Origin of the sequence: Rouxiella chamberiensis, from assembly GCF_026967475.1 — a bacterium.
Taxonomy (GTDB): Bacteria; Pseudomonadota; Gammaproteobacteria; order Enterobacterales; family Enterobacteriaceae; genus Rouxiella; species Rouxiella chamberiensis.
Genome location: NZ_CP114058.1, coordinates 2,937,841 through 2,951,229, shown reverse-complemented (window position 1 = coordinate 2,951,229; position 13,389 = coordinate 2,937,841). Strand labels below are relative to the sequence as shown.

The following is a 13,389-nucleotide window of genomic DNA, read 5'->3' as shown; positions in this document are numbered from 1 at the left end:
TGTGGATTCGGTGCTGCATTTTCGTGTCCCCATCGTCTAGAGGCCTAGGACACTGCCCTTTCACGGCTGTAACAGGGGTTCGAATCCCCTTGGGGACGCCACTCGACAACGCGTGAAAGACGTTGTCACCGAGTTTTTGCAAACTCATATCTTAAAGATGACTTCAACGAGTCGTGTTTGAGATATTGCTCTTTAACAATCTGGAACAAGCTGAAAAATTGAAACGATACAGCTGAACATAACTCTCCGTAGAAGTATTGAGTTATGCGCACCTGTATCAGAGTCTCTCAAATAATCACGGCTTCGAATGCGTCTGCAAAGACACCTTCGGGTTGTGAGGTTAAGCGACTAAGCGTACACGGTGGATGCCTAGGCAGTCAGAGGCGATGAAGGGCGTGCTAATCTGCGAAAAGCGTCGGTAAGGTGATATGAACCGTTATACCCGACGATACCCGAATGGGGAAACCCAGTGTGATACGTCACACTATCGCATGGTGAATACATAGCCATGCGAGGCGAACCGGGGGAACTGAAACATCTAAGTACCCCGAGGAAAAGAAATCAACCGAGATTCCCCCAGTAGCGGCGAGCGAACGGGGAACAGCCCAGAACCTGAATCAGTTTGTGCGTTAGTGGAAGCGTCTGGAAGGTCGCAGGGTACAGGGTGATACTCCCGTACACAAAAACGCACAGATTGTGAGTTCGATGAGTAGGGCGGGACACGTGACATCCTGTCTGAATATGGGGGGACCATCCTCCAAGGCTAAATACTCCTGACTGACCGATAGTGAACCAGTACCGTGAGGGAAAGGCGAAAAGAACCCCGGCGAGGGGAGTGAAATAGAACCTGAAACCGTGTACGTACAAGCAGTGGGAGCACCTTCGTGGTGTGACTGCGTACCTTTTGTATAATGGGTCAGCGACTTATATTTTGTAGCAAGGTTAACCGTATAGGGGAGCCGTAGGGAAACCGAGTCTTAACTGGGCGTCAAGTTGCAAGGTATAGACCCGAAACCCGGTGATCTAGCCATGGGCAGGTTGAAGGTTGGGTAACACTAACTGGAGGACCGAACCGACTAATGTTGAAAAATTAGCGGATGACTTGTGGCTGGGGGTGAAAGGCCAATCAAACCGGGAGATAGCTGGTTCTCCCCGAAAGCTATTTAGGTAGCGCCTCGTGAACTCATCTTCGGGGGTAGAGCACTGTTTCGACTAGGGGGCCATCCCGGCTTACCAACTCGATGCAAACTGCGAATACCGAAGAATGTTATCACGGGAGACACACGGCGGGTGCTAACGTCCGTCGTGAAGAGGGAAACAACCCAGACCGCCAGCTAAGGTCCCAAAGTCATGGTTAAGTGGGAAACGATGTGGGAAGGCATAGACAGCCAGGATGTTGGCTTAGAAGCAGCCATCATTTAAAGAAAGCGTAATAGCTCACTGGTCGAGTCGGCCTGCGCGGAAGATGTAACGGGGCTAAACCATGCACCGAAGCTGCGGCAGCGACGCTTAGGCGTTGTTGGGTAGGGGAGCGTTCTGTAAGCCGTCGAAGGTGGACTGTGAGGTCTGCTGGAGGTATCAGAAGTGCGAATGCTGACATAAGTAACGATAATGCGGGTGAAAAACCCGCACGCCGGAAGACCAAGGGTTCCTGTCCAACGTTAATCGGGGCAGGGTGAGTCGACCCCTAAGGCGAGGCCGAAAGGCGTAGTCGATGGGAAACAGGTTAATATTCCTGTACTCGGTGTTACTGCGAAGGGGGGACGGAGAGGGCTAGGCTGGCCGGGCGACGGTTGTCCCGGTTTAAGCGTGTAGGGGGTGTTCCTGGTAAATCCGGTTCACCTTAACCCCGAGGCGTGATGACGAGTCACTACGGTGATGAAGCAGTTGATGCCGCACTTCCAGGAAAAGCCTCTAAGCATCAGGTAACATTGAATCGTACCCCAAACCGACACAGGTGGTCAGGTAGAGAATACTCAGGCGCTTGAGAGAACTCGGGTGAAGGAACTAGGCAAAATGGTGCCGTAACTTCGGGAGAAGGCACGCTGTCACCAGGTGGAGGAACTTGCTTCCCGAGCCGAAGACAGTCGAAGATACCAGCTGGCTGCAACTGTTTAATAAAAACACAGCACTGTGCAAACACGAAAGTGGACGTATACGGTGTGACGCCTGCCCGGTGCCGGAAGGTTAATTGATGGGGTTATCCGCAAGGAGAAGCTCTTGATCGAAGCCCCGGTAAACGGCGGCCGTAACTATAACGGTCCTAAGGTAGCGAAATTCCTTGTCGGGTAAGTTCCGACCTGCACGAATGGCGTAATGATGGCCAGGCTGTCTCCACCCGAGACTCAGTGAAATTGAACTCGCTGTGAAGATGCAGTGTACCCGCGGCAAGACGGAAAGACCCCGTGAACCTTTACTATAGCTTGACACTGAACATTGAGCCTTGATGTGTAGGATAGGTGGGAGGCTTTGAAGCGTGGACGCCAGTCTGCGTGGAGCCAACCTTGAAATACCACCCTTTAATGTTTGATGTTCTAACTCGGCCCCATAATCTGGGGTGAGGACAGTGTCTGGTGGGTAGTTTGACTGGGGCGGTCTCCTCCCAAAGAGTAACGGAGGAGCACGAAGGTTAGCTAATCACGGTCGGACATCGTGAGGTTAGTGCAATGGCATAAGCTAGCTTGACTGCGAGAGTGACGGCTCGAGCAGGTACGAAAGTAGGTCATAGTGATCCGGTGGTTCTGAATGGAAGGGCCATCGCTCAACGGATAAAAGGTACTCCGGGGATAACAGGCTGATACCGCCCAAGAGTTCATATCGACGGCGGTGTTTGGCACCTCGATGTCGGCTCATCACATCCTGGGGCTGAAGTAGGTCCCAAGGGTACGGCTGTTCGCCGTTTAAAGTGGTACGCGAGCTGGGTTTAGAACGTCGTGAGACAGTTCGGTCCCTATCTGCCGTGGGCGTTGGAAGATTGAGAGGGGCTGCTCCTAGTACGAGAGGACCGGAGTGGACGCATCACTGGTGTTCGGGTTGTCATGCCAATGGCATTGCCCGGTAGCTAAATGCGGAAAAGATAAGCGCTGAAAGCATCTAAGCGCGAAACTTGCCTCGAGATGAGTCTTCCCTGGGGCTATAAGCCCCCTGAAGGGACGTTTAAGACCAAGACGTTGATAGGCTGGGTGTGTAAGTGCAGCGATGCATTGAGCTAACCAGTACTAATGACCCGTGAGGCTTAACCTTACAACACCGAAGGTGTTTTGGAGAGACGCAGTTTTAACTATCAGCTTGTTCGAAGATTGGTTCCGATGGCTTACCCTGATTGATGGGGAAAGCGGTGGGAATAAAACAGAATTTGCCTGGCGGCAGTAGCGCGGTGGTCCCACCTGACCCCATGCCGAACTCAGAAGTGAAACGCCGTAGCGCCGATGGTAGTGTGGGGTCTCCCCATGCGAGAGTAGGGAACTGCCAGGCATCAAACAAAGAAATAGCCCCGTTCGTATGAACGGGGCTTTTTCTCGTCTGCGTATGGGTGAAAAAATCAATTTCCGAGTAGACAAATGCGCGTAATGCAGTTCGACACTGCTCGCAAAACGCTCGCTTAATACAATAAATAATCAATAATCCTCGCTTTATCCCCCCTTTTCCTGCTTAACTTAGGTCGCATATTGCATAAAAAATCATAATAAATGACCTAAACTGCACAAAGCAGGAGAGTATAAAAATGACAGAAACTTCTCGTCCAATGCCGCAAGATGTGGCGGCTCAAGACAAAAAAGTAGAATTTTTGCCATCGTGGGCGCTTCCTCAGGCAACCTCGTAGAGTGGTTCGACTTTTACGTCTATTCGTTTTGTTCGATTTATTTCGCTGCCTCGTTCTTCCCAAGTGGAAATAGCACCACGCAATTACTGCAAACTGCAGGCGTTTTTGCCGCTGGATTCTTTATGCGACCTATCGGCGGCTGGCTGTTTGGCTACATCGCCGACAAGCACGGGCGCAAGAATTCCATGCTTATCTCCGTGTGCATGATGTGCGCCGGATCGCTGGTAATAGCCTGTCTGCCGACCTACGATTCCATTGGAAGCTGGGCGCCGGCTCTGCTGCTGCTCGCGCGCCTGTTCCAGGGATTGTCCGTCGGCGGCGAATACGGCACCAGCGCCACCTATATGAGTGAAGTGGCCATTGAAGGTCGTCGCGGTTTCTTCGCGTCTTTCCAATATGTCACCTTGATAGGCGGTCAGTTATTGGCGCTGCTGGTGCTGGTCTGCCTGCAACAGCTGCTCACTGGTGAGGAGTTACGTGCCTGGGGCTGGCGTATTCCGTTTGGACTGGGTGCCGTGTTGGCTGTGGTTGCGCTGTACCTGCGTCGCTCGCTGAATGAGACCTCCAACAAGGAAACGCGTAACCATAAAGATGCGGGCAGCCTCAAAGGCCTGTGGAAACACAAGAAAGCCTTCTTGATGGTGCTGGGCTTTACTGCGGGCGGTTCATTAAGTTTCTACACCTTTACGACTTACATGCAAAAGTATCTGGTCAATACAGCGGGAATGGATGCGAAAACGGCCAGTGGATTAATGACTCTGGCTCTTTTCGTCTTTATGTTGCTGCAGCCGATTGTTGGCGCACTGTCCGATAAAATAGGCCGCAGAAATTCCATGCTGATATTTTCCGGCTTCGCGACACTGCTGACCATTCCTATTCTCTATACCCTGCAAAGCGTCACCAGCCCTTATCTCGCCTTTACGCTTATCGTTATTGCACTGGCTATCGTAACCTTCTATACCTCGATCAGTGGACTCCTTAAAGCCGAGATGTTCCCTGCCGAAGTCAGAGCGTTGGGCGTGGGTCTTTCCTACGCGGTGGCGAATGCCGTCTTTGGCGGATCTGCCGAATATGTGGCCCTGAGCTTTAAATCCTGGAATATCGAGGAAGTGTTTTTCTGGTATGTTTCCGGCATGAGCCTGATTGCCTTTATTGTTTCAATCAAGCTGCATGCGAAAGGCAAAGAGATACGTCTTTAAGACATTCTTTAGTGAAATAGCAAAAGGGCCTCTTCAGAGGCCCTAGTTGTTATGAATAAGCTGATAGGCGCTATAGCCTGTCGCCGCGCCCGCAATATCCCAGCTAAAATCTTTCAAGCTCCATCCGCTGCCAGCTTCCCGACTGTCGTAAAACTCTTTTCCTGCACCGATTCCTACAGAGAACCAGTAACCCGAAAGAGCGGCTCTGCGCCTCGCTGCGCCCCTGATTGTTGGCATACGCCGTACCCGCTGCGGCGAGCACCGCCGAAGCCGCGAAATGCTCGGCCTTGTCTTTGCCTGTCCAGTTATCCCTGGCCCAATGGGTACAGCCGCTGCAAATAAACAGGGGAAGAAATATTACGGGTATCAGTGTTCGCATAAATGGGCTGCTCCTGCGGGAAAAGGCCATTAAAAAGCCCGGAACATGTCCGGGCTTCAGGCAATTACAGAATACGGCTAATAAGGCGGTCGATACGAATTCGGCGTAGACGGCGAATAAGCTTGCGCACTTTCACCGGATAATTCGGAATGCTTTCAAGCTCCATATAATGCGAAACGATATGCGTATGTTCGCGGATATTATCCAGCTCTTTCTGCCGCTGACTTTGCATCTCTTTATTAGGATCGTGGATAAGAATGGCATTCTCCAGATCAAGACGCCAGGCACGCGGGTTCAGGTTATTACCGGTAATCAGCTGCCAGCGATCGTCGACCCACATTCCCTTGAGGTGATAACTGTTATCGCCGTCTTTCCACAAACGGACAATAAGCTGGCCGCTGTCGATAAAACGCTGCAAACGGCTCAGGAAGCGGCGCAGATTAATTTCATACAGATAGGGAAGGGCACCGATAATCTTGAAAGGTTGATCCTGCGGAATATAGAAATCATTGGCCGTCTTGTCGCCTACGATAATTTCAACCTGCTTGCCGCGACGCAAAAGACCCATAATATTGCGCGCCAGCAGGGCAGGCATATTGAAATAAGGCGTACAAAGCGTCAGTTTTTCATCCGTACTGGCCATCAGATGGAAAATCGTGCGGTTGAGATCGTTCTGCTTGCCCAGTCCGACCATCGGCGTGACCGCCAACTCGTTTTCAGAAGCGGAATCCTTGAACTGATAGCTACAGTCGCGCAGATTCTGGCGGAACTGACGCGTTTCATTTTTGATCTCGGGGCTTTTCGGACGATCTTCACGATCCAGTCGTTGGACCGCAGGCGCATTGAGCAACGATTTATGGATGTAGTTGACCATAGTATCGGCAAGCCGGGCGTTGGTCAGCAGATGGTAGCGGTCATAACGGTATTTATCATGACGATGCAGATAGACATCATTAAGGCTCGCGCCGCTATAGATGACACGATCATCAACGATATAGCCCTTGAGATGAAGCACGCCAAGCGCTTCACGGGTATTGACCGGCACACCATAGACCGGAACACTGACATCGGGGTTGTCGGTCGCCATTCTGCAATACCAGTCGGCATTGGTGTTTGACGCCGCCGCGCCGATACGCCCGCGCTGCGCGCGATGCCAGTCAACCAGCACGCAGACATCCAGCTCGGGACGTTGACGTTTTGCTTCGTACAATGCCGATAACACATCTCGCCCACCGTCATCGTTCTCAAGATACAGAGCGACCAGATAGATCCGTTGGGTGGCGTTGGCAATGACCTCAAGCAGCGTCGTACGGAAATCTGTGGCGCTGTACAGAGTCTGGACAGCATCAACCGATTGGGGGAGTTTGGGCAATTGAGCAAGATGTTGTTGATGTTTGTTTCGTTTAAATTTAGACAACATCACAGTGCGCTTCTTCTCTCTTTAATGAATGGCGATTGCGGTATAACAATTCAAAACAAACCGCACAATCGGTCGATAATACCATTACTCTCTCCCGATGTGCGCAAGTTTTGCCTGCAAGGCTGTCCTAATTCTGTAACGCGTTAGCGGCAAAGTGTAAAAATTTTAGCTGAAATGCGGCCTAATGCCGAGATTTTGCGCCGTTCTTGCCGTCTTGCAGGGCAAGCGACAGGCTGACAATCCCCTCCGATAGCTGCACGTCGACGTCAAAGCCCAGCTTGCGCGCCAGCGCCAGCATACCGCGATTATTCGGCATGGTTATCCCGGCCAGTCGCTGAATGCCGTGCTCGGTCGTGTAGGCAATCATCTTCGTCAACAAGCGGCCGCCAAGCCCCAAACCTTTCAAATCCGAGCGCACCAGCACCGAAAACTCGGCGTCGATGTTATCGGGATCCGAGATGGCCCGCGTTACGCCAACGATTTCGATTTCATGCGTTTGCCCGCGTACGGCGACAAAGGCCATTTCTCGATCGTAGTCGATTTGCGTCATGTTCGCCAAATCTTCGTGGGTAAATTCGTTGATCTCGCTGAAGTAGCGATAATACAAATCTTCTTTGGTTACCTTCTGGATAAAGGCTTTCAGCAGCGGTTCATCTTCGGGCAGGATAGGGCGGAACAGGCAGGTCGAGCCGTCTTTCAAGGTGACGCGCTCTTCCAGTCGCTGCGGATAGGGGCGAATGGCCAGCCGCGATTGCCGGTTGTCGCTATCAGGGGTCAGCTCGAGCGAGACATCGAGCAAAGTCAGCTCACTGCCCGAAGCCAGCAGCGGATGAATGGTCAGCTCGCTAATCTGCGGACAGTCGATAATCAGGTTGGATACCTGCACCAGTAGACGACTCAATGCCGGAATATCCAATGGCCTCAAGGCGTTGCGCTCGCGGATCTTGCCGCTTTTCAACCCCTGCTGCACCAGATATCCGGCCAGCGCCATATTGAGCGGCGGCAGTGCGACCACCGCATGCTGCTCCGGACGCCATTCGATACCGCCTTCGCCCAGCATGATAAGCGGGCCAAAGACTTGATCGTATTGCACCACAATTCTAAGTTCCTGCGCGCCCGGCCGATTGGCCATCGTCTGTACCAGCAGCCCGTTGATGGTCGCCTGCGGGAAGGCGCGTTTGGCGCGGTCAAAGATGGCATCGGCCGCCTGACTCACTTCAAGCGGGGTGCGCAGATACAGCATCACGCCCTGCACCTCGGAATTGTGGTCGACATCGGGCGATCGCAGTTTCAATGCCACCGGATACCCTACGCGACCGGCAATCTCCACGGCTTCCAGGCTGTCGCCGGCAATCCACGTCGGCAGCACCGCCATGCCATAATCCTTGAAGATGGCCCGCACTTCATGAGTATCGAGGCGAGTCGTGCCGTCACGCAACGCCGCGTCAATCAACCGGTGCGCACCGTCGGTATTCTTGTTCAGATCCAGAGGCAGTGAAGGCGTTTCCTTGAGCTGTTTCTGATTACGGCGATATTCGACCATATGCATAAAGGCGGTGACGGCTCCCTCTGGCGTGCGATAGGTCGGCAGACCCGCTTCGGTAAACAGCTTGCGCGCCTCGATTGACGAAAACTCGCCGCACCAGTTGGTCAGGATCGTCACGCGCTTGCCGCGTGGATGCTGCTGGATGGCGGCAATCACTTTTTCGGCGGTAATCGTTCCGGGCGAAGCCGCGCTTGGCGCATGAATAACCAGAAGCGCATCATAATCCTGGCTGTCTAGAAGCGCAGTAAGCACTGACTGATAGAGCGCCGGACTGGCATCGTCGTGCAGGTCCAGCGGATTCCCCACGCTTATTTCTGCCGGTAAAAGATTATGCAGGCGCTGGGTCAACTCTTCGCCCAAGTCGGCAAGCCTGCCGTGACGGATTAACAGCTGATCAAGCGCCATCGCCGCCGGTGCCGCGCCATTGCCAATAATAAGTAAACGCTCACCTCGCAGCGGGCGCATGTGGCTCAGGGTTTCGACGGCGGAGAACAGCTCGTGGGTATCCTGAACGCGCAGTAATCCCGCACGCTGAATGGCCGCATCATAGGCCGCGTCCAGACTCAGCGGACTGTTTAGAAGCGTTTGCGCCTGCGCGCTGCGGCCGCTTTTAATCACCAGAATCGGTTTATTGCGCGAGGCGCTGCGGGAAGCGGAAAGAAAACGGCGGGCATCGCTGACGTGCTCGACGTAAAGCAGAATGGCGCTGGTTTTGGCGTCGCGGGCCAGAAAATCGAGCAGATCGTCGACATCGATATCCAGACTGTCGCCGAGCGAAATAAAGTAGGAAAACCCGACCGACCGCTGCTGCGCCCAGTCAAGAATGGTATTGGCGACGGCGGCGGACTGCGAGATAAACGCCAGTTTGCCCGGCAGGATAGGCACCGGCGAGAAACTGGCATTCAGCCCGAGCCACGGCGCAAGGATCCCAAGACTGTTGGGTCCCAGCAACCGCATCGCGTAACGCTGCGCCATGCTCTTGAGTTCGGCAAACTGGGTATTGTGCGAGGAGAGAACGATAACCGTCTTGCAGCCGAGTTCGCCGAGTTGTTCAAGCAGCGGCAGATTGCGGTCGGCGCGGGTGCAGATGACCGCCAGATCGGGCGTCATCGGCAGACTGGCGACATCGGGATAGGCAAGAACCCCGCACACGGCGCGCCAGGCGGGCGTCACCGGCAGCACTGGCCCCTTGAATCCACCGGCCAGTAAATTACGCATCATTAAATATCCGGCGCGACCGGGCTTGTCCGACGCGCCGACTACGGCAATTGATTTTGGACGTAATAAAGCTTCTAACCCACGCTGGCTCATCCTGCCTCCTGTTGATTACCCTAACAGGATTCTAGAGGCTTTCGTCACAGATTGCTGTGAGTTGATGCACCGGATGATGAGGTTTTCCGGCTAAATATTGGGTTCTGAAGCGCTCGAACAGGGCCGACAGGCTTTGTGCCGCGGCAAGGTCGCCCGCTTTTTCGAGCAGGGCGGCCGCGACTTCGACCGTGCAATGCTGGTCTGCACGCGGCGATTCGCGCAGCACATAGCTGGATTTTGCGCTGACATCCAGCGAAAACACCGGCAAGCCATCGAGATAGGGACTTTTGCGGAACATCTTGCGGGCTTCGTTCCAGGTGCCGTCGAGCATGATGAACAGCGGCGGTTTGCCGCCAGGTGGCAACGAAGTAAACACTTCGCGCGGCGGTTCGACAAACGAGCCGGGGAAAACCACATAGGCCTGACGGGTCGTGTCGGCGAGCGCTTCGAGCAACGCCGGGTCAACTTCCGTGCGCGACCACATAAACGCCTGCGTGTCCGGCAGCACATCGGCAATCAGTCTGCCCGTATTGCTGGGTTTTAGCGGTTCCGTATCAAACATCACCAGAGCAAAACGGCTGGTGGCCTGCTGGGGCGAAATATGACTGCACAGGCAGTTGCGTTTGGGCAGCAGACAGCCCTGACAGCGGATCACGCGGGAACCTCGTGCCAGATAGGGGCGGGTAGATTTAGCGAGGCGCTCGGCGCGCAAACGCAGTACGGCATTGTCCGGCATGGGGAGTCCTGGGGCGGTAAATCGGGCTATTGTAATCGGATGCGTGCCGCACGGGTAGTCGGCTTTTTGGAAAAGAAACGGGCACGGCAAAGAGAAAGGCGAGAGGGAAATAAAAAGGCCCATCAGACAATGCATGGGCCCCGGGCGCGGTTATGCGTTACAATGATTCATTAAGCCATTCGTTAAACGGCGCTTTCGGCATGGCACCGCTCAGCTGGTCAACCATTTTACCCTGGTTGAAAACCATGATGGTCGGAATGCTGCGAATGCGAAAACGCGCACTCAGTTCAGGTTCGGCTTCGGTATTGATTTTGATAAAACGGACCTGACCCGCGCGTTCGCCCGCCACGTCTTCAAAGACAGGAGCAAAGTTGACGCATGGACCGCACCACGGCGCCCAGAAGTCGATAACCACCGGCAGATCGTCTTGCAGGTATTTATCCAGGGTTGCCGCCGTCGCATGCACCACTTCGCCCTGAAACAGGGGGTGACCGCAGCGGCCGCATTTCGCGCCGTCGTCAATACGGTCTTCAGGCAAGCGGTTGGTCGCCTGGCAAGATGAGCAAATCGTATTCATAGTTTAGCCTCTGCTTTTCAGAACGTATCCCGTCACCAGAAACCTGAGCCGGTGGCTAAGATACGAAGATATACGGACAATTATGGTGGCTGCCGTGATTTTCAACAATGCGGTTTATCCAATGAATACGATAGCTTCAGGCTTTTGGAAAACGACAGTTTTGCGCTTTTGGTCCAAAGCAGGTGGCTTACCTCGCAGACATCAGGTAATCTTCGCGCCCAGCGCGTAGGTGGAGAGAAAAATGAACGATTCATTCAGTGGCAAGAACGGCAAAGTCAAAGTGATGTACGTCCGCAGTGACGACGACGGCGATAACCGAAATAACGATAAACGTCCTTCCAACAATAAAGGACGTCCAGGTGATAAAGCTCGCCCGGGTTCCCGTCCCTTTGAAGGTCGCAACAACGAACGTCGCGGAAGCGATTCCCGTGGTGAAACGCGTGGTGCGGATTCGCGTCGCGGTGACTCGCGTCCGGGCCGACCAGCAGGCCGTCCAAACCGTGAAGCTGAAGGGTCAGGTTCATCTTCCCCGTGGGAAAATTCCTCGCCGTGGAAAACCGTTTCCCGTGCACCCGATGATGAATCGGCACCGGATCACGGCGGTATCAGCGGTAAAAGCTTTATCGATCCCGAGCAGCTGCGTCGTCAGCGTCAGGAAGAAACTCGAGTGTATGGCGAAAATGCCTGTCAGGCGCTGTTTGCGAGCCGTCCTGATTCGATAGTCCGTGCCTGGTTCGTGCAGTCGGTCACTCCGCGTTTTCGCGAAGCGCTGCGCTGGATGGCCGCTAACCGCAAGGCTTATCACGTTGTAGAAGACGATGAGCTGGCGAAGGCTTCCGGTACCGAACACCACGGCGGCGTGTGTTTCCTTATCAAGAAACGCCAGGGGCTGGACGCAGAAACCTATCTGCAAACCGCGCCTGAAAAAGACTGTGTGCTGGCGCTGGAAAACGTCGGCAATCCGCACAACCTGGGCGGCATCATGCGTACCTGTGCGCATTTTGGCATCAAGGGTATGCTGGTACAGGATCCCGCGCAGCTGGAGTCCGGTGCCGCAGTGCGTACCGCCGAAGGCGGCGCAGAGCACATTAAAGCCATCATCGCCGATAACTTTATCGAGGTGCTGGATAACTTCCGCAAGGCCGGTTACACCATCGTTACCACGTCGAGCCACAAGGGGACCGCACTCGGCAAGGCTGAACTGCCTGCCAAAATGGTGCTGGTACTGGGCGAAGAGGGCGCGGGTCTGTCTGACAGCGCCTGGCAGCAAGGTGACCTCAACGTTTCCATCGGCGGTACCGGCAAGGTTGAAAGCCTTAACGTGTCCGTCGCGACCGGTATTTTGCTGGCCGACTGGTGGCGTCAGAATCAGGCATAATCTCGGCCGGATTCAAGCCCCATAAAAAAACGGACGCGCAATGCGTCCGTTTTGCTGTCTATTTCAGGGTAAGTTGCTGGCGATATTCGCCGGGCGTCATGCCCTGAAAGCGTTTGAAAGCCCGACCCAGCGTTATCGCCGAATCATAACCCACGCGCTCTGCAATGGTAGTAAGCGTTAACTGGGGATGACGCAACAGGCAGCGGGTGCGATACATCCGCCACTGTGTCAGGTACTCGCCAGGCGTCCCTCCGGTTACCGATTTGAAATAGGCGGCAAAGGACGAGCGCGACATGCCAGCCTGCGTGGCAAGCTGCGGCAGCGTCCAGCCATGCGCCATGTTCTGATGCATTTTCTGAATCACGCCTCTTAGCCTGGCATCTGCCAGCGCCGCCATCCAGCCCTGTTGCGGCTGTTCACGCAGACAATGCGCCCGAATCGCCTGAACAAACAGCACGTCCGCCAGACGGCTGATTACGATGCGTGACCCCAGATTCTGTTCCAGCGTCTCCAGCGCCAGCAGGTTGAGCGTGGCTTCGAGCAGCGGAGAACCGGGTTGCGTCGGCAGGCACGGTGACTACATCGGGCAGCAGCGAGAGCAGAGGGTCAGCCCCCGAGGCATCGAAGGTCAGGTAGCCGCAAAGAATTTCCGCCGCTTCGCCCTCACCGCCAAAACGGGCATTTTTTCCGCCGCAGTCGGCAAACACCTCTTCGCACCAGCGCGTAGGGCTGGTGGGCGCATCCCGTAATGAAAACAGGATCTGCGGCTTGACGATAAACCCTTCGCCCTGTTGCAGAAAAACCGGCTCCTGAACGCCTTCCACCACCAGCCAGCCACTGCCTGCCACCATAAATCCGAAGCGAATCGACTGGCTTTTAACAAAGCTGACGCCCCACGGCGCACGCGGAATCAAACGGGAATAGAGCGCGCTCTGCAACCGCATCGCGGCAAAGACGTCATCGAGAGGGTCCATGGTTATCTCACTATTTGGACGAACGGTTGGTAAAAATACACTTTTG

Annotated in this window: 8 protein-coding genes, 1 tRNA gene, 2 rRNA genes and 1 pseudogene; 5 read left to right on the top strand and 7 right to left on the bottom strand. The window is 54.4% G+C overall.

Annotated elements, in window-relative coordinates; all coding sequences use genetic code 11:
- Positions 1–25: 25 nt before the first annotated feature.
- The 4 genes from O1V66_RS13735 (at position 26) to O1V66_RS13720 (ending at position 5,022) form a co-directional block, all read left to right on the top strand.
- Positions 26–101 (top strand) — tRNA-Glu (locus O1V66_RS13735).
- Positions 102–338: 237 nt separating this feature from the next.
- A 23S ribosomal RNA gene (locus O1V66_RS13730) occupies positions 339–3,243 on the top strand.
- 115 nt (positions 3,244–3,358) lie between these two features.
- Positions 3,359–3,474: ribosomal RNA gene (rrf, locus tag O1V66_RS13725) — 5S ribosomal RNA — on the top strand.
- Positions 3,475–3,783: 309 nt separating this feature from the next.
- Complete coding sequence (locus O1V66_RS13720; RefSeq protein ID WP_269128359.1) at positions 3,784–5,022, top strand: MFS family transporter; 1,239 nt, start codon at positions 3,784–3,786, stop codon at positions 5,020–5,022.
- A gap of 42 nt (positions 5,023–5,064) precedes the next feature.
- On the opposite strand, the pseudogene O1V66_RS13715 reads toward O1V66_RS13720, so the two are convergent.
- From O1V66_RS13715 to trxC, 5 genes and pseudogenes are all read right to left on the bottom strand, one after another.
- Positions 5,065–5,401: pseudogene (locus O1V66_RS13715) on the bottom strand (YfiM family lipoprotein).
- Between the two features lie 64 nt (positions 5,402–5,465).
- Positions 5,466–6,821, bottom strand: coding sequence for a CDP-diacylglycerol--serine O-phosphatidyltransferase (gene pssA, locus O1V66_RS13710; RefSeq protein ID WP_045045921.1), 1,356 nt, complete (start codon positions 6,819–6,821; stop codon positions 5,466–5,468).
- A 181-nt stretch (positions 6,822–7,002) separates the two neighbouring features.
- The gene (locus O1V66_RS13705) at positions 7,003–9,678 is read right to left on the bottom strand and encodes a bifunctional acetate--CoA ligase family protein/GNAT family N-acetyltransferase (RefSeq protein WP_045045922.1); all 2,676 of its coding nucleotides are present in this window, start codon (positions 9,676–9,678) and stop codon (positions 7,003–7,005) included.
- A 31-nt stretch (positions 9,679–9,709) separates the two neighbouring features.
- Positions 9,710–10,414: a tRNA-uridine aminocarboxypropyltransferase gene (locus O1V66_RS13700; protein ID WP_045045923.1), complete on the bottom strand. Its 705-nt coding sequence runs from the start codon at positions 10,412–10,414 to the stop codon at positions 9,710–9,712.
- Positions 10,415–10,571: 157 nt separating this feature from the next.
- On the bottom strand, positions 10,572–10,991 hold the full coding sequence (trxC, locus tag O1V66_RS13695; RefSeq protein ID WP_045045924.1) for a thioredoxin TrxC: 420 nt from the start codon (positions 10,989–10,991) through the stop codon (positions 10,572–10,574).
- 241 nt (positions 10,992–11,232) lie between these two features.
- Here trxC and O1V66_RS13690 point away from each other — a divergent pair, with 241 nt between their 5' ends.
- A complete protein-coding gene (locus O1V66_RS13690) occupies positions 11,233–12,369 on the top strand; it encodes a tRNA/rRNA methyltransferase (protein WP_045045925.1) in 1,137 nt (378 codons plus the stop codon).
- Positions 12,370–12,427: 58 nt separating this feature from the next.
- Here the strand turns inward: O1V66_RS13690 and O1V66_RS13685 are convergent, their stop codons facing one another.
- Together O1V66_RS13685 and O1V66_RS13680 are read right to left on the bottom strand one after the other, a co-directional pair.
- The gene (locus O1V66_RS13685; protein ID WP_269128358.1) at positions 12,428–12,874 is read right to left on the bottom strand and encodes a helix-turn-helix domain-containing protein; all 447 of its coding nucleotides are present in this window, start codon (positions 12,872–12,874) and stop codon (positions 12,428–12,430) included.
- Positions 12,786–13,343 (bottom strand): cupin domain-containing protein, encoded by a 558-nt coding sequence (locus O1V66_RS13680; protein WP_269127726.1) that lies wholly within the window; start codon positions 13,341–13,343, stop codon positions 12,786–12,788. The genes O1V66_RS13685 and O1V66_RS13680 overlap by 89 nt, the downstream gene beginning before the upstream one ends.
- Positions 13,344–13,389: the final 46 nt, after the last annotated feature.